The organism is Acinetobacter sp. RRD8 (assembly GCF_031844225.1).
Lineage (GTDB): Bacteria > Pseudomonadota > Gammaproteobacteria > Pseudomonadales > Moraxellaceae > Acinetobacter.
The window spans coordinates 169,054-186,557 of record NZ_JAUZUU010000006.1 but is presented as its reverse complement, the minus strand read 5'-3'; the positions used below and the strand labels follow the sequence as shown (position 1 = coordinate 186,557).

Here is a 17,504-nt window from a genome sequence, read left to right as displayed (position 1 = left end):
TTAATCTTCCTCGTTTACGTCGAACACAATTCTGAGTAAAACCCAGCTCCGACATATCGTTTAAAAAAACCGAACACCAAATACTTGAAAAGCAGACTAAATAGCCTGCTTTTGGAATTTCTTTGCAACAAAGTTGCTAAACTGTAATCTGGAGCTCTTATCGAGATTTGAACTCGAGACCTCTCCCTTACCAAGGGAGTGCTCTACCACTGAGCTATAAGAGCAAATATTAGTACTTCAATGGAGCGGGAGACGAGGGTCGAACTCGCGACATGTAGCTTGGAAGGCTACCGCTCTACCAACTGAGCTACTCCCGCACGATGTTGGTACAAACCACTTATTGAAGTCTTAAAATTGGTGGTGAGGGAAGGATTCGAACCTTCGAAACTTTCGTAGCGGAGTTACAGTCCGCCCCCTTTGACCGCTCGGGAACCTCACCATTTTTTACACTTACATCAGTGCTATTCTTTACTTCACACTACCAAACTTCTAAGATGGTGCCGGCACACGGATTCGAACTGTGGACCTACTGATTACAAGTCAGTTGCTCTACCAACTGAGCTATGCCGGCGTTTCTTAGTGTTTCGTACGTTTCGTATCGGAACGGTGTGCAGTTTAGCAAAACTCAGAATCCTTGCAAGTGTTTTTTTCAAAAAAAACGTCAAAAACTCATAAAATCAAACCATTTGATGATAATTCAACCGCTTTGATCACTGCGCGAGCTTTTATTTGGGTTTCATTCCACTCAGATTCAGGATTTGAGTCGGCAACTAGCCCTGCTCCGGCCTGCACATAGACCTTATTTTCGCGAATGACACAGGTACGAATCGCAATCGACATGTCCATTTCGCCATGCCAGCCTAAATAACCAACAGCACCACCAAAAATTCCACGTTTTACCGGCTCAACTTCGTCAATAATTTCCATGGCACGGATTTTTGGCGCACCTGAAAGTGTACCAGCAGGGAAAGTTGCTTTAAAAACATCCAGAGCATCGACATCATCACGCACTTCACCCTGCACATTGGAGACAATATGCATCACATGCGAATAACGTTCGATCACCATTTGATCAGTCACCTGCACTTTGCCAATTTTTGCGATACGCCCTACATCATTACGTCCCAAGTCAATCAGCATGACATGTTCAGCAATTTCTTTTTCATCAGACAATAAGTCTTGCTCAAGCGCCAGATCTTCTTCTTTGGTTTTGCCGCGTGGACGGGTCCCCGCTAATGGACGAACTGTGGCAATTCCATTTTCCAGACGGGACAGAATTTCCGGTGAAGAACCGACAATATGGAATGGCGTGTTGTTTTCCAAGGTCTGCCCTTGCACCAGGAACAAATACGGTGATGGATTGAGATGACGCAGCGCACGATACACTTGTAGCGGATCACCATCGAAATCAGAGACCATCCGGTGCCCCGGCACCACCTGCATTACATCACCGGCACGAATATACTCTTTGACCTTTTCGACCGAAGCAATGAAGTTGTCATGTCCGGTGAGGGACTCAAAATATGGCGGCGTATGTTTTTCAGCTTTAAGGCTGATGGGCGTGGCCAGAATATTTTCCAATTCATTTAATTGTTCATGTGCTTTTTCATAAGAACCCGGAGCAGTGGCATCAGCATGTACGATCAGGAACAAGGTGTCTTTTAAATTATCAAACACGATGACGGTTTTAGACAGCATCAGCCAGATATCGGGTAAACCAACCGGATCTGCTTCAGGCACATTTTTTAACTTCGGCTCGATATAACGCACAGCGTCGTAACCAAAGTAACCAACTAATCCACCAGTAAAACTCGGCAAGTCCGGCAATTCTACCTGGGTAGGCACCTTAAATTGCGCCTGAAAATCACGGATATATTGAAATGGATCAGCACAGTGCTGTTTTTCAATTGAAGCATCTGCATGCTGTACCGTCAGTTCGCCTGCATTGCAGGAAAATACAGTAGATTCACCTAGTCCAATAATCGAATAGCGTGCCCAGTTCTCTCCGCCTTCTACGGATTCAAATAAATAAGCCTGCTGATGCTGTTTAAGGCGTGCAAAAATAGAAAGTGGTGTATCGGTATCTGCCAGACGCTGACGATAAACAGGAATGAGATTATAGCCTTGTGCAGCAAGTTGCTGGAATTGTGCTTGAGTGGTCATGCGGTTTTTCTCTTTAAATTAGGGTTACTCAGTATGTAAATAGAATTGAACTGAGCGACGCCATCGAAAAACCTTACAACTATTCATTTTCTTTCCTTAGTACACGTATTAGGCAAGTAATTCTCTAAGATCATCCACAATCTGCTGCGGCTGACAATCTGCAATATTTTCACCATGATTATAGCCATAGCTGACCACAACACAATCAATCCCGGCGCGGCGTGCGGCTTCAACATCATTGGAAGAATCGCCAATGAGCAAGACCTGTTCTTTGCTCACCTTATAATGTTCGACACAGTGCAACAACTGGCGTGGGTGCGGCTTACGTTCAGTAAAACGGTCGCCACCAATGGTATCGGCAAAATAATGAGCCATATCCAAGGTATCTAAAATGCTGCGGGCAGGAAGTTCAGGCTTATTGGTCACACAAATCAGGGTTTTACCTTGGGCTTTAGCCCAGTCCAGAAATTTCAGGATTCCCGGAAAAGGAACGGTATCGACGCAGGGATCGACATTATAGATATCCAGAAAAGTCGTTAAGAGTTCCTGATGCTGTGCCGGTGTGACTTCACCCACCAGATGCTGGAGTACACTTTCACAGAATATCGACGTGCCCTTACCTACCCAGGTCCGTACCTGCTCTTCAGTCACCAGAGGCAATTGCAGCACATTCAGGCTCATATTCATGGCGCGATACAGATCATGTGCTGAATCCACCAAGGTACCATCCAGATCAAACAAGATCAGTTCGCGCTTTTCTAATTGTGCAATAGACATCCCGACCCTCTTTTATAATGTGCGCAGCCACAAAAAAGGCATGCGCTATGCATGCCTTGATTGTAACCAATCATCAGCTTATTTGAACAACAACCAAGCCATAATTGCCAAAATAATCAGCACAATCACTGAAATCAAACCTACAGATACATTTTTCTGGGTTTCTTTTTCCTGTTCTACACGTGATACAGGCTGCTCAACCGGAATTGGGGTAGGCTCTGGTTTTACCGCATTAATGTCCACGCCTTCCGGAATAGGTGCCGGTTTTGGAATACCGACATTGGTTGGCATGCCATCACGGGTTAATTGTACCGTAGCATCACGATGTTTCAGTTCCGGCATTCCCTGATCATTCATTTGCTGTGCAGGTGTAGGCTCAGCGACTTCGACCTGTTCCACGACTTTTTCTGCCGTTGCTTCAATTTCTGCTGGAACCTCTACTGCAGCCGCAGGCGCCATTACTGAAAATTTCAAGCTGGCAAACTGAACAATGTCATCCTGCTTTAATAAGGTTTCTTGCGCAATCTGCACATCATTGACGAAAGTGCCATTCGATGAACCCAAATCCTGCACCCAGAGCGCATCATCCTTTAGTAAAAATGCCGCATGTTTACGGGAGATTTCCGCAGCCTGTAACACGATATCTGCCGCCTGATGACGCCCCACCAGCATGTCACGGTCAATGCTAATTTCCTGTCCTGTTAAGTCGCCTGTAATCGCGTGTATTTTCCAAGTCATGAAAGTTACTTCTCTGTTCTCTTTGACATTATCATAACATGCTGTCTGCAAATGCGAATGACTTAGCTTTTGGGTCTAAGTGTGGTTGTTGTAACGGTATTTTTACTTTTTTCTACCTGTTGGACGGGTTCTACCACTTGTCGCTGAATCACTGGTTCTATCGCTACCGGCGTAACAACTACATTGGCTGGCTGCGCCTGAACGGGTGCGGTCGGCACAGTTTGATAAGTCGAGTTTTGCAATGGCGTTCTGGATACTGGAATTCGCTGTTGATACACATCTTCAACACTTTCTGGCAGCTTGGCAAAGTTCCCGTCCGAATCGAGTGCGAGTTGCAGACTATATAGCTGACTATAGCGTTGTTGGGTCAGTTTACGCACTGCATTTTTATCCCCCACAATAGTTGGATGGATAAAGATCAATAAGTTACGCTTCTGATTGGACTTACCTTCTGAACGGAATAAACGTCCCAAGCCTGGAATCGCACCCAGACCAGGTACAGCCTGACGCCCATAACTGGTGTTATCTGAGATCAAACCACCAAGGACAATGGTTTGTCCATGTTCGGCCAGAATTGAGGTTTTGATCGCTCGCTTGCTGGTGACCAGATCCTGTGCCTGCCCTTTACTGGCCTTGACATCAGAAACTTCCTGTTCCACTTCCAGGCGTACCGTACCATCTTCGCCAATATGCGGGACCACCTTTAAAGTGACCCCGACATCCTTGCGTTCAATGGTGGTATAGGGATTAGCAACTCCAGCAGCACCTGTAGACACTGAGCCTGTCACAAAAGGTACGTTTTCACCCACCACAATATAAGCTTCTTCATTATCCATGGTCACAATCGACGGCGTAGACAACAGGTTGGATTTAGTGGTTTCTTTGAGTGCCTGAATCATCGCACCATACAGACGACGGGAACCATCACTGCCTTCACGATAATCACCGAGTACCAGTGAACTGCCCGCGCCCACGGCACTTGCAGCACCTGCACCACCACCGGTGAGATAACCGGCCGCAATATTTTTCAGACTAGTCCCAAAATTATCGAAGTTCACCAGCCCAATCCCACTGCTGATATCACCCAAGGCCCATTGCACACCGAGTTGATCCGCATCGGTTCCTTCCACTTCAATAATCGCGGCTTCGATCAGCACCTGTTGACGACGGATATCCAGCTGGTCAATTGCCGATTCAATTTCCCGCATCAGTTGTGGATCTGCTTTCACCACCAGAGAATTTTGTGTGGTATCGGCAATAATACTGACGCCATTGCTATTAAAGCTGGTAATTCCGCCCTGCTCATTATTCATGCCGCTATTCAGCTGAATGCCTGAAGAGGTGTTGCTACTTGAACCTGTGCTGGTATTGTTGTTATTTAAATTGCTACTAGAACTGAGCGAAGACGAGTTCGAGGATGTACTACTCGAATTTGAATTACTGTTCACCACCTGCCCGCTTACCAAACCCTGCAAGATTTCCGCAAGATTTTTAGCGCTGGCATATTTCAGACGAAAAACTTTTAATCCACCCAAACGATCCGCAGCCGGTACATCCAAGGTTTCGATTACTTGACGCACCCGTTTGCGCGTCGTGGGATCACCTTTGATGATAATCCGGTTAGTACGGGTATCTGCAATCACCCGCACCCGCGAACCGCGAACGTCTTTAGCACCGCCGGTGGCAGTCATGGACTCGATCAGTCCAATCATTTCTTCGGCCTGACTGGATTGTAAGCTTACCGCTTCAATATCATTTTGACCGGTACCATCCAGATTGCGAATAATGGTTTCCAACTGGTAAATATTACTGGCACGATCCGACACAATTAAAGCATTTGTACCCGGCACCGCCGCTAGATGCGCAAACTGCGGCATCAAGGGACGTAATGCAGGAATTAGATCATTCGGATTGGTATTTTCCAACCATAACACCCGGGTCACAATCTGGTCACCACTGGCGCGGCTTCTGGCATCATAGGGAATGCCTGAGCTTTTGACATTGCTGTCCGGAACCAGCTTGATGGTATTCCCCGAAGGAATTGCCACCACACCGTTGACATTCAGTACGCCTAAAAACAGGTCATAGACTTCATTTTTATTCAGGGCTTTATTGGAAATGACTGTTACGTTGCCACGTACCCGCGGATCGACTGCAAAGTTTTTGCCGGTAATATCGGCCACTTCATTAATGAATGCAGTTAAGTCAGCATCTCGAAGGTTAATTTTCCAGGTTTGTGCATAACTCGCCGTACTGACCATGGCCATTAACGGTGCGGCCACACAGAATGCCCATGCTGATCGATTATTATTAAATAAAGCCATAAACTTTCGTGTTTCCTAACCCTATGCGTGATGACACATCACTTCAAATCTTGTTGTATGGTCATCACCTGATCACCACGTTTTATTTCGAGTTTGACCTGACCTTCACGCCGGGCCTGTTCCAGTAATTGTGCTTCGGTCTGTCCCTGGCTCAGCGTCTGGCCATTTAAAGACAAAATCCGGTCGCCCGGTCTTAAACCCAGGCGATTACGCAATGCAGCCGGCGTCCGTGAAGTTACTTCATAACTACCATCTGCTGCACTAACCCCCATATTCTGTAAATACTGGTCCTTGTTTTCCTGCATCTGCTGGATGGCCCGACCAATTTCATTCTGTGGCGAAGGCTGCTCAGGCATACCACTATTAGAAGGCATAGCAGGCATTGAACTTGAAGATGCTGATGTTTCCGGCACAATCGGTTGATTCAAGCCATTTTCCAGACCTTTAAATAAGACTTCCTGAGTAGCACCTGTGGATCGACGCAGAATAACCCGATCCCAATACACCTCAGCCAACTTAAAACCGCTATTGGCCAGCATTTCCCCGACACGGTAACGATCGACCTGATCATTAATTTTCAGTACCGCAGAAGAGTTATAACTTGGACTGGCAACCACCACCCCTTGTAAAATGATATTGGTAGTTTCAATAGCACCCACAGACTGCCCAACTTCCTGAAACAGTGAAAATGCACCGATATTCGGAATTTGCGGCTGTTGCGAACCCAATTCAACCCGATCCAGCTGCATGGCTTGGGGTGGAGCAATCAGTAACCAGAACAAAGCCGCCAGCTTCCAGCATAGATACAGGATGAGCAGTAACAAAACCATAGGTGCAGCACGATTGAGCTGTTTCAGTTCAATATTTTTTAAATCATTCAGAGAAACTGTCATCAATTCAAGCCTCCCATTAAGGGTTGGCGGGTACTGATCACATAGGTATCTAATCCGGCTTTACCTTCATAAGAAGGTGCATTCATTAAAAAGCGCTGGGTGAGCTGGATATCCAGCATCAGACTCGGATCAAGCTTGATATTCAGCATGCGTTGATCGCGACTATCTCGAACATCAACTAACAGCTGTCCACTTTCATCTGCGAGTTGTCCAGTCATGGCGGGTACATTCATGCGTTCCTGACGCTGAGCAAATGTATAAATCAGCTCACCACCCGCCCATTGCATTTGCCCAGCCACCTGACTGAAACCCTGATCTTTTTTATATTTAAAATCCAGATCTTTAAACTGAATCGCAGTACTCGGCCATTGCCAGTCTGCAACTTTTTTTAAGGTTTCAGGCGCGACCTGCCCTTCAAGATTTTTGACATTCAAAGATTTATTCAGACCATAAGCCATGATCCCGGAAAGCTGGGTATTGCCACTATGTAAATCCACATGTGCCCCAACTCGCAGCAACAGCAAATCCAGCGGCCGTACTTTCCAGTTCAGACTGCCCCGAAGATTGCCTTTTTTCCAGTCCGCACTTCCCTGCCAGATATTTCCGTTTACATTATGCAAAGTCTGGTTATTTTTATAAAATTTTGAAATTAACCAGGCCGCTGGCACTTGTAATACGACAAAAATAAAAAATGCAACAAGAGCAAGGATCAACCATCTTAAAGTTTTCGGTTTACTGCTCATCCCCACCACGACCAATCGCTCAAGTCCAAATCCCCATTTATAATTTTCCCCTTATACCCACACATTATGCACACTTTTCTGCCAACGCCAATTCATAGATATAAAAAAACCAAGCAGGTATGCTTGGTTTAATGATCATAGACTGTCTGTATGACAGCCTAATGACTAGATCAAATGGCAGCTTAGATCAGGAAATCGTCCAGCTTTGCGCCTTTTTCCAATTCAGCCACCAACCAGCGCGGCTGTTTACCACGGCCAGTCCAGGTATCGTCCGGATTGCTTTTGCTACGGTAACGCGGTTCAACCGACTTACGTGACGATTTCTTACGTTTAGACGCACCAAATTCAAGTAACTGTTCAACTGTCATACCAACTTTCTCAGCAACTGCCAAAATTTGCTGATAAGCATCTTCAATCTCTTGATCTTTTTTTGAAGCAATCAGCGATTCTGCTTCTGCTTGTAAACGTTTTAACTCTTCTACTGATAAATGCGTAATATCTGGCATAATGCTCTCCGAAAAATAATATTATTCGTTTTGTTAAATAATAGCCCCATCATATTTATATTAAATAAAACATTCAATATAAAAACTTAAAGCAATAACAATAAAGTTTAAAAAAAATTACAAAATAAAATGCTTCATTCATTTTTAAATTTCATGTTGAACACTTAATTCAAGCGCTTTGATTTTTTCGCGAATATGTTCCGGAATTTCTGTTTTCTGCATGGTCTTTTTATCGACACAGACAATCACTGCTTCTGAAGTAGCCACAATACTTTGCTGTTTTTCACTCCATAATAGATATTGCATTCTAACTGCACTATTTCAAATTTCTTCAATACGTGCTGCCACTTTTAAATGATCAGGAAAAACCACAGGTTTTAAATAACGGCACTGATTTGAAGACACTACCGTAAATACCGGTTCATTATGTATATCTAATATCCCTAGATAAGCCAGACGCGCACTTTCGACATAACGGTAATACATGGCATTATTGACATGTCCAAAGGCATCCATATCACCCCATGCGACTGTTTGTTCATAAATAACTGGATATTGTTTTAATTCTGACATTATTATTCTCAAGTCTTAATTTCTATAAAGTTTACATTCGATTCAAATACTGCATTTAACTGCTGTAGCAAGTCCTCCCGATCTTGTAAGGCAGCTTTAATTCTTAAATAACTCATACGAATATCATCCGGATACAAGTCAAGTAGTTGCTGGGCTTGATCTGTATAGCCTGTGGCTTGCAACACATGCCATTTCGCAAAGCTTAAAACCGGTAATGCCGGATACTTGGTTTCCCAGTGCGAAATCTGTTGTGCAATCGCATCATAATCCGGGTTTTGACGCAATAACTGTTGTTGGAACCACAAATAAAATACATCCTGATTAAATTGCTGTTCCATTAAATGAATCGCAAGCACTTCATGCTCGGCACTCATTTCTGGCATTCTAAATAATAATTTCAACCATAATAATTTGACCGAATAGTCACGATCAAATATTTGCGGTTTTAAATCTAAATAACGTTGCTGTAAATAAAATAAATCGTCCTGTGTGGCTTGGTCATAGGCTAATAATAATTGTTCAAGCCATGTTTTTTTTACTTCTTGGTCTAAATGCCCATATTGGGTCGAACGTAAATATAACCAGGGAAACTGCATGGCAAATACCCCCCATAATGCAACAAGGCGCTGCTCATAGGCTGTTTTAACCTGCATTAACCAAGGTGATAATTCATGCTGATTTAAAAACTCCAAATGGGTAAGTGCTTGTTCACCTTGCTGTTGTGATAAATAAATTTCAATCCGTTGCAATTCTGCCAATTCAAATGCCATGGGATTGGATTGGTTTAAAGCAGTTAATGCATGGGTATATTGCTGTTGTCCCCAAGATAAACGTGCATCAATAATATGCTTGAGTAAACCCGACTTGGTGAAAGACTGCTGAATAAAATCCCGCTGATCCTGAGCAGCGTTTAATAACCAGATGACTGCCAATTGTTCATAAGGGTGCAAGCGGGAAAAACTAAAGACTGTTTCAGTTTTACGCTGTTCACGGCTGCGATACTGCTTGATCGCATACCAGATGCAATGCATCAAAAAACTTACACTGACCAAGGATGCGGCCAAAAACCAGAGGGTGGTTTGTAACTGCCACTCGCGCCAATACAGATAGACATAGCCAGCCCCATGTCCATAACTCAGGATACTCAGCACCGCAATGCCAAGTAAGCAGACAAATAAATAGGCCAGCAGAATCTGTTTCATAAGCAATTAGCCCACTAGGGTGCGTGTGTTTAATAATGGAATCGGAGTAATCGGGGTGGCCTTGATTTGATTCAATTGCTGAATCCATTTTTGGCTCTGTGCATCCGGCAATTGCTCCAAGACTTCAATCACGGCATTCAGTGCTTGCTGAAAAGCGACGGATTGGTCTTTTTGCAAGGTATTTTGTGCGATGAGCAAGCGCAACTGGGCCTCTTTCAGTACCAGATGCCGTTGCATCAAGACTGTGCTTGGCTGATCTGCGGATTCAATCTGAATCCAGCGCTGCCAGAAAGAGCGTTGAGTTTCTGGACGCTGACGATGTGGTGTCTGAATTTCTTTTTCAATTTCAGCATCCATCTGCACCAAGAGTTCTTTTACTTTATTTTGCTGCACTAATCGACTATTCACGAATTTTTTCAGCATGTCCTGATCTTTCGCAATCACTTGCTGCAAACTGCTGACCAAGGCAGGCGCTAAAATATAATCATCCAGCTCATTAGATAACTGAGTTAATTTCTCAATCGCAGTGGCGTATTGTTGCTGTTGCAGTGCAAATTCGATCAGATCCAGATGTTGCTGTACTAAGGCAATATCATTCTGTGTTTCATTAGCTACCGCTTCACTTACTGGCGCTTTTGCTGAAGTAGCCCTAGCACTTTCCTGCTGAGCAGAAATCTGGCGTTTTAAAGCCACGAACTGATCATTGAGATTGGCATTTTGCTGCTGTAACTGATTGATGCTTTGATTGAATTCAGTCTGTGCTGTATTCAGAACATGAAAGTCATAGCTAAGCTTGATGAGCCACGCCATACTCAAGATGAACACTACAATGAATAGTTTCTTCATGCGTTCCCTAATATCAGCCTCATTTTCTGCAAGATCGTATTTGCCTCTAAATCATCGACTTGTACGAATTGAAAACTTGCCTGATGCTGCTGTTGATATTCCCCAAGAATAGTGGCCAAACGTGGCCCCAAAACCAAATAACAGGCTTGCTGTATGAACTCTGCACTATCCTGCATAATTGCCAGCCAGTTTAACCAGCTTGCCTCACTAGTGATCAGAACTGCAAAACGCTGCTGCCTCTTAAGCAGCGACAAGTTCTCTGCCAAAATCGTTGCCGTCGTTTCAGGACATTGCCGCCGGTACAAAATAAAGTTTAAAACTTTAATATTGCTGGCACGTAAATGATCCATCATAAATTGACGACCACCTTCTCCGCGCCAGAAAGCCACACATGAACCAGAAGCCAATTGCTTCAACACAGGCAATTGCAGCATGCCTTCCGAAGTTTCGACCTCAGGCACATGACTATGAATGCCATAGCTCGCCAGTGCCTGTTCAGTGGCTTTTCCCACTGACACCCAATGCACCTGCGCCAAGGCCGAGAGCTTAATACCCGCCTGTTGTAAATATTGCATGCCAATCTGAGCGGCCGTCGGACTGACCACCACAATAATCTGTGCTTGCTCCAGCTGCTGATACAAACTCGACAGCTCATCGGAATAAGGCATGGCATGCAGTTCGAGCAAGGGCAATTGCAGAACAGACACCTGTGCTGCCTGTAACTGTTGAGTCAAGCCTGCAGCACGATCACTGGGGCGAGTATTAATCAATAACATCAGTGTGAATAGAGTGCTTTCAGCAACTCGCCAGCACCTTGATCAAGCAAGTCTTTTGCCAGCTTCACACCCAATTGCTCTGCATCTGCCATTTTTCCAGTGTGCTGTGCCCGGAGCAAAACCGTTCCATCGACACTGCCTACACGGCCTTCGATTGAAATCACACCCTCTTTGAGCGTGGCATAACCGGCAATCGGTACCTGACATCCGCCTTCTAAATAGGCATTAAAAGCACGTTCAGCACGTACGCATGCATTTGTATCTGCATGCAGGAGTGGCTGAATCAAGTCCAGCACCATCTGATCATGAGTACGGCATTCCAAACCTAGCGCACCTTGACCCACGGCCGGTAGACTGACTTCAGGCGTTAGCGTATGACGAATACGTTCTGCCAGACCCAAGCGTTTTAAACCGGCACTGGCCAGAATAATCGCATCATAATGGCCTGCATCCAGTTTGGACAAGCGCGTGCCGACATTACCGCGTAAATCGATAATATCCAGATCTGGACGCTGTTTTAAAATCTGAGTTTTACGGCGCAAGCTTGAGGTTCCGACTTTGGCGCCTTGTGGTAATTCTTCAAAACTAGTGTAGGTATTCGACACAAAAGCATCTAAGGGATCTTCACGTTCACAGATCACCGCCAGACTCAGACCTTTGGGCAAGGCCATCGGAACATCTTTCATGGAATGCACGGCCAGATCCGCACGACTATCCAGTAAAGCGGCTTCTAATTCTTTTACAAACAGTCCTTTTCCACCAATTTTAGCCAGTGGTGTATCTAGAATTTTATCGCCCTGTGTAACAAAAGTGACTAACTCGACCTGCAAACCAGCGTGCAAATCTTGTAGGCGCGCACGGATATGTTCCGCTTGCCAAAGCGCAAGTGGACTTTGTCGAGTTGCAATTTTTAGGGTCTTCATAAATTTCAATAACAGTAAATGAGAACAATAGTCTAAACTTAACCTGCTCACTTGAAAATGCAAGTGAATTTATACAAGTTTCAACTGAATGCTCTCATTCATCCCCTGCTAAAGCTTTTGAATTCGATCTCGTAAAAATGGTAAATGTCGCCGACTGACCGCCAAACGGTCGTCCAGCTCACGACAACGTACCTGATACTGACCAGAACTCACCACTTCCAGACCGTCCAGATAATGCACCGAGATCAAGGCATTACGATGAATCCGGATAAACTGGTTCCCAAACTCCTGCTCTAACTCCTTTAAGGTTTCATCAATCAATACACTGCCGTTTTTATGACGCACAGTGACATATTTCTGATCCGCCAGAAAATAATAGATATTTTCAACTGGCACCAATTCGACACCACGATAGGTCTTTGCCGCAATCTGCTGGCGGCTGATATTGATTTCGTCCATATTTTCTTTTTGTTTTAGTTGGCTCATTTGAGCTTGGGTAAGTTTAGTTAAGTGCTCTAAAACCTGTGCCAATTCCTGTTGCATCACCGGTTTAAGCAAATAGCCTTCGGCATTTGATTTAAATGCATCCAGCGCATGTTGGTCATAGGCCGTACAAAAGACAATCGCCGGCATTGGATCCAGTTGACGCAAATGTTGCGCACAAGCCAGTCCGTTCATTTCAGGCATTTGAATATCTAATAGGATGACATCGGGTTCGTATTGGTGAGCCAGATCAATCGCTTGACGGCCATGGCTTGCTGTCGCCACCACATCATGCCCCAGTTGAGAGACCAAACGTGATAAACGCTTGACGGCTAAAGGCTCATCATCACAAATCAGGATGTCCATTTCTCCTCCTTACCCAGTTAACATCATCAGATGAATGATAAAGCTAACTGCGATTTCTTTGATTTATTTTTATTTATATTGATATCGCACTACCGTCGTAAACATCCCTTCGCCGGCAAAGGTTTGAAAAGTCACACTGGGTCCATAATAAGCTTGCAGACGCTGTCTGACATTTTCTATTGCAATACCATGTCCCTTTTTTAAAGTTTTATTATCCTGTGCATAAGGGTTCGTTATGATGATATTAATTTGATTTTGCAATATTTCAACCAATATGCTTATGGTACTCTTTGTAAGAATTTTTTCAACTCCATGGAAAATACTATTTTCTAACAAGGGTTGTAAAGTTAATAATGGAATTTGAACTTGTGAGTATAAGTCTTTGTTTTCTAACTTCCATTCAACCTGCAAACGCTCACCTAGACGGATCTGCTCAATCTCCAGATAACGCTGGCACAGATCAATTTCCTCCTGCAGGCTGACCAGTTTTAATTCCTGAAAACTGGCACGAAATAACCGTGACAAATTCAGCAGCATGTGCTCGGCTTTATCTGGATCAATACTGATCAGGCTGATCACACTGTTCATACTATTAAACAGAAAATGCGGTTGAATCCGCGCCTGCATGGCCTGAATTCTAGCATTCAGCTCGCTATGTTGCTGCTGCTCCCATTGCTCACGCAAGTAAAGATAACGAAAACAGAAAGTTCCCAGCAAAATCCCCAGACTTAAATGGAATCCAACCTGATCTAGCGCAATCGCCAGGTTTAAATCCTGAAAATTAAAATTCTGCCCGAAATGTATCAAAATATTCAGGTTCACTGTGGTCAGCAGTACAATTGCCTGTAACAGCAGAAATCCGGAAATTAACGCCAGTTTAATGCCCATACGCTGAAAGGCCTGATGGAACAGCTCGACCAATGCTGCAAAACATAACAGTACCCAGTTGATATACAGCATATATTGCAGCAGGCGCATCCCATTTAAAGCCTGCCAGGATTGTGCTTCTGCAAGCGCTAGAATCATGGCCAGAATATTGCCGCCAGCAAACAGTTCCAGCAAATAGCGTGAATTGCCGATCTGGCTAAAAAAATAGGAATTTTGCGTTTGTTCGTTCATCGATGCGAAAGATTGAGCAGATGTGACTTCGGCAATGGGCTTTGAATTTGTTATACTCTTTTTCGTTCTACTGCTTTTAATCTGATTGAGCCGACATGACCACATCTTCTAATTCCTCTAATCCATCACACGCCCAGACTTCGGGTATGTGGGGCGGTCGTTTCTCTGAAGCGACTGATGCTTTTGTTGCTGAATTTACAGCATCTGTTCAATTTGACCAACGTTTTTATAAACAAGATATTGCAGGCTCGATTGCCCATGCAACCATGCTGGCAAAAGTGGGCGTACTGACCGCGCAAGAACGCGATGACATTATTGAAGGTCTGACAGCGATTCAAGCCGATATTGAAGCAGGCAACTTTGAATGGCGCATTGATTTAGAAGATGTCCACATGAACATTGAGTCACGCCTGACTCAACGTATCGGCATTACCGGCAAGAAACTGCATACCGGTCGTAGCCGTAATGACCAGGTGGCTACAGATATCCGTCTTTATGTACGCGATGAAATCGATAGCATCCTGGAATTACTGAAAAAATTACAAAAAGGTATTTTAAGCTTAGCGGCTAAAAACACCGACACCATCATGCCGGGCTTTACCCACTTGCAAACCGCTCAGCCAGTGACTTTTGGTCACCATTTGATGGCTTGGTTTGAAATGCTGGTACGTGATTCAGAGCGTCTGATTGATTGCCGTAAGCGTGTCAACCGTATGCCGCTTGGTTCTGCTGCACTTGCAGGTACTACTTATCCAATCGACCGTGCTTATACTGCTGAACTGCTAGGTTTTGAAGCTGTTGCTGAAAACTCGCTGGATGCAGTATCGGATCGTGACTTTGCGATTGAATTTAATGCCGCTGCATCTTTAATTATGATGCATTTATCACGTATGTCTGAAGAACTGATTCTATGGACATCTGCACAGTTCAAATTCGTGAATATTCCAGATCGCTTCTGTACTGGCTCTTCAATCATGCCGCAGAAGAAAAATCCGGATGTGCCTGAACTGGTACGTGGTAAAACCGGCCGTGTCTATGGCGATTTGATGAGCCTGCTGACTTTAATGAAAGGCCAGCCTCTAGCCTATAACAAAGACAATCAGGAAGATAAAGAGCCATTGTTCGATGCGATCGATACAGTTCGTGGTTCACTCATGGCATTTGCTGACATGATTCCTGCACTGGTTCCAAACATTGCTGAAATGCGCGAAGCAGCGCTGCGTGGTTTCTCAACTGCGACTGACCTAGCTGATTACCTGGTGAAAAACGGCGTTGCATTCCGTGATGCGCACGAGATTGTAGGTAAAGCGGTTGCACTCGGTGTACAAGAATCTAAAGACCTGTCTGAATTGACACTCGAACAACTGCAACAGTTCTCTGACCTGATTCAAGCAGACGTATTTGAAAAAGCCCTAACTCTTGAAGCTTCGGTGAATGCCCGTAATCACATTGGTGGCACCGCGCCTGCTCAAGTGAAAGCAGCCATTGAGCGTGCACATGCGCGTTTGGAACAACTTTACGCATAATTTTGGAGTATGGATATGTCTCGACAAGTTTTTTGCCGTAAGTATCAGGCGGACATGGAAGGTTTAGACTTTGCTCCATTCCCGGGGCCAAAGGGTCAGGAATTGTTTGACACCGTGTCTAAGCAGGCTTGGCAAGAATGGCTAAAACACCAGACTACGCTAATTAATGAAAAGCGTTTGAACGTGTTTGAAGCAGATGCGAAAAAGTTTCTTGAAGAACAGCGTGAAAAGTTCTTTAACAATGATGCATCCCTAGAAAAAGCCGAAGGGCTGAAGCCTGAGTAAAAAAGAAAGCACTGCTTTTCTTTTTTACGTAAGACAAGGACGAAGTCCGCGTAGACTTTAATCTAAAAGAATCTCCAACTTTGGAGATTCTTTTTTATGTGTTGTTCTAAACATTACTCAAGACCAGCTAAGCACGTAGTTTTGAATGTAAAGAGCTCCCCATACAGAAGCTTTTCACATTAAAGCTCTGCTTTTCTTTTGTTACACGAGACAAAGATGAAGTCCGCGTAGGCATAAATCTATCCCCTATCTCAGGGGATTTTTTGACTAAATCTAGCAAATCTTACTAACCAATATTTAGGGCACAAAAAACAGATTTTCACTTATCCTATTTCGTCTATCGAGTCAGTCACTATCCTGCTGAAAAACATTTAGATTTGTATCAAAATAATGGATTGTAAAAGCAATATACAGAGTATTCACAAAACACAACATTCTGCTACAAGAAGCCACATGATTAAAAAAAACTGTCTCTCTATAATGAGCCCTAAGAAGATGAGATATCTTTGAATAACTATAATAATAAGCAACAAATACCCCGATTTCATCCCAGTTCTTCCCCCAAAGACTGGGTATTTTTTTGCCTGCAATTTGCCGATTGGCTTGATAATTTAAGCGCATAAAAAAAGCCCCCTTTCAAGGAGCTTCTCTTTTCATTTCGATTAAGGCTGTTTCAGATATGGCCAAGCCGCTTTCAGATAAATGAACATCGACCATAAAGTGAGTACCACTGCGGTGTATAGCAAGGCATACGCCAGCATTTCTAGCGGTGGCCAGTTCAGCAGGAATACGGTGATAGCGATCATCTGAAAAGCGGTTTTGTATTTACCCACTGTTGAAACCGCAACATTGGTCCGCGCACCGAGTTCTGCCATCCATTCACGCAGGGCTGAAACGGTAATTTCACGCGAAATAATTACAATCGCAGCAAAAGCCATCGACATGGAAGGCTGCCATTGCACCAATACAATCAGTGCAGCTGCGACCATCAATTTATCTGCAACCGGATCGAGAAACCGCCCAAAAGCGGAAGTCTGGTTTAATGTACGTGCCAGATAGCCATCAAACCAGTCCGTTACCGCAGCCACCACAAAAATCGTGGTCAAAATAATATGCCGCGTCATGTCGGGGTTATGGGCATCAAAGCCCATTGCAGGTGGCCAGTAAGCCACCAATAAAAATACCGGAATAAGAGCGATACGCGCCAAGGTCAAGATATTTGGAATATTCAGGATACGACCTGTAGTCATAGACACCGCCA

At 44.3% G+C, this 17,504-nt stretch carries 16 protein-coding genes, 4 tRNA genes and 1 pseudogene; 2 read left to right on the top strand and 19 right to left on the bottom strand.

Features of this window, described 5'->3' with window-relative positions:
* Positions 1–149: 149 nt before the first annotated feature.
* The 18 genes and pseudogenes from Q9R24_RS08675 to Q9R24_RS08590 all read right to left on the bottom strand — a co-directional run bounded on the left by Q9R24_RS08675 (position 150) and on the right by Q9R24_RS08590 (position 14,537).
* Positions 150–224, bottom strand: a tRNA-Thr gene (locus Q9R24_RS08675).
* A 17-nt stretch (positions 225–241) separates the two neighbouring features.
* Positions 242–317: transfer RNA gene (locus Q9R24_RS08670), tRNA-Gly, on the bottom strand.
* A gap of 38 nt (positions 318–355) precedes the next feature.
* Positions 356–439, bottom strand: a tRNA-Tyr gene (locus Q9R24_RS08665).
* Positions 440–495: 56 nt separating this feature from the next.
* Positions 496–571: transfer RNA gene (locus tag Q9R24_RS08660), tRNA-Thr, on the bottom strand.
* 98 nt (positions 572–669) lie between these two features.
* Entirely contained in the window at positions 670–2,163 is a 1,494-nt protein-coding gene (gene trpE / locus Q9R24_RS08655; protein ID WP_311204064.1) for an anthranilate synthase component I, read from the bottom strand.
* Between the two features lie 108 nt (positions 2,164–2,271).
* Entirely contained in the window at positions 2,272–2,940 is a 669-nt protein-coding gene (locus Q9R24_RS08650; RefSeq protein WP_086044201.1) for a phosphoglycolate phosphatase, read from the bottom strand.
* 78 nt (positions 2,941–3,018) lie between these two features.
* Complete coding sequence (locus tag Q9R24_RS08645) at positions 3,019–3,678, bottom strand: FHA domain-containing protein (RefSeq protein ID WP_004729299.1); 660 nt, start codon at positions 3,676–3,678, stop codon at positions 3,019–3,021.
* A gap of 62 nt (positions 3,679–3,740) precedes the next feature.
* Positions 3,741–6,002 carry a type II secretion system secretin GspD gene (gspD, locus tag Q9R24_RS08640; protein WP_311204063.1) on the bottom strand — a complete coding sequence of 754 codons (2,262 nt, stop codon included), beginning with the start codon at positions 6,000–6,002 and terminating at the stop codon, positions 3,741–3,743.
* A gap of 38 nt (positions 6,003–6,040) precedes the next feature.
* Positions 6,041–6,895, bottom strand: coding sequence for a type II secretion system protein N (locus Q9R24_RS08635; protein WP_311204066.1), 855 nt, complete (start codon positions 6,893–6,895; stop codon positions 6,041–6,043).
* On the bottom strand, positions 6,895–7,638 hold the full coding sequence (gene gspN, locus Q9R24_RS08630; protein ID WP_311204062.1) for a type II secretion system protein N: 744 nt from the start codon (positions 7,636–7,638) through the stop codon (positions 6,895–6,897). Before gspN ends, Q9R24_RS08635 begins: the two co-directional genes overlap by 1 nt.
* A gap of 182 nt (positions 7,639–7,820) precedes the next feature.
* Positions 7,821–8,147 carry an H-NS family nucleoid-associated regulatory protein gene (locus Q9R24_RS08625; protein WP_026055760.1) on the bottom strand — a complete coding sequence of 109 codons (327 nt, stop codon included), beginning with the start codon at positions 8,145–8,147 and terminating at the stop codon, positions 7,821–7,823.
* Between the two features lie 141 nt (positions 8,148–8,288).
* A pseudogene (locus tag Q9R24_RS08620) lies at positions 8,289–8,717 on the bottom strand (acyl-CoA thioesterase).
* A gap of 8 nt (positions 8,718–8,725) precedes the next feature.
* Positions 8,726–9,919 (bottom strand): heme biosynthesis protein HemY, encoded by a 1,194-nt coding sequence (locus tag Q9R24_RS08615; protein WP_191112945.1) that lies wholly within the window; start codon positions 9,917–9,919, stop codon positions 8,726–8,728.
* A 6-nt stretch (positions 9,920–9,925) separates the two neighbouring features.
* The gene (locus Q9R24_RS08610) at positions 9,926–10,765 is read right to left on the bottom strand and encodes a hypothetical protein (RefSeq protein WP_311204061.1); all 840 of its coding nucleotides are present in this window, start codon (positions 10,763–10,765) and stop codon (positions 9,926–9,928) included.
* Positions 10,762–11,541, bottom strand: coding sequence for a uroporphyrinogen-III synthase (locus Q9R24_RS08605; protein ID WP_311204060.1), 780 nt, complete (start codon positions 11,539–11,541; stop codon positions 10,762–10,764). Before Q9R24_RS08605 ends, Q9R24_RS08610 begins: the two co-directional genes overlap by 4 nt.
* On the bottom strand, positions 11,541–12,464 hold the full coding sequence (hemC, locus tag Q9R24_RS08600; RefSeq protein WP_311204059.1) for a hydroxymethylbilane synthase: 924 nt from the start codon (positions 12,462–12,464) through the stop codon (positions 11,541–11,543). The genes Q9R24_RS08605 and hemC overlap by 1 nt, the downstream gene beginning before the upstream one ends.
* Before the next feature lie 108 nt (positions 12,465–12,572).
* Positions 12,573–13,313, bottom strand: coding sequence for a LytTR family DNA-binding domain-containing protein (locus Q9R24_RS08595; protein ID WP_311204058.1), 741 nt, complete (start codon positions 13,311–13,313; stop codon positions 12,573–12,575).
* A gap of 69 nt (positions 13,314–13,382) precedes the next feature.
* Positions 13,383–14,537 (bottom strand): histidine kinase, encoded by a 1,155-nt coding sequence (locus Q9R24_RS08590; RefSeq protein ID WP_311204057.1) that lies wholly within the window; start codon positions 14,535–14,537, stop codon positions 13,383–13,385.
* Between Q9R24_RS08590 and argH the strand changes: the two genes are divergently transcribed.
* Together argH and Q9R24_RS08580 are read left to right on the top strand one after the other, a co-directional pair.
* Complete coding sequence (gene argH, locus Q9R24_RS08585) at positions 14,528–15,958, top strand: argininosuccinate lyase (RefSeq protein ID WP_253146627.1); 1,431 nt, start codon at positions 14,528–14,530, stop codon at positions 15,956–15,958. The genes Q9R24_RS08590 and argH overlap by 10 nt on opposite strands.
* Positions 15,959–15,973: 15 nt before the next feature.
* Positions 15,974–16,243: an oxidative damage protection protein gene (locus Q9R24_RS08580; protein WP_004278636.1), complete on the top strand. Its 270-nt coding sequence runs from the start codon at positions 15,974–15,976 to the stop codon at positions 16,241–16,243.
* Positions 16,244–16,905: 662 nt separating this feature from the next.
* Here the strand turns inward: Q9R24_RS08580 and pgsA are convergent.
* Positions 16,906–17,493: a CDP-diacylglycerol--glycerol-3-phosphate 3-phosphatidyltransferase gene (gene pgsA, locus Q9R24_RS08575; protein ID WP_016806864.1), complete on the bottom strand. Its 588-nt coding sequence runs from the start codon at positions 17,491–17,493 to the stop codon at positions 16,906–16,908.
* Positions 17,494–17,504: the final 11 nt, after the last annotated feature.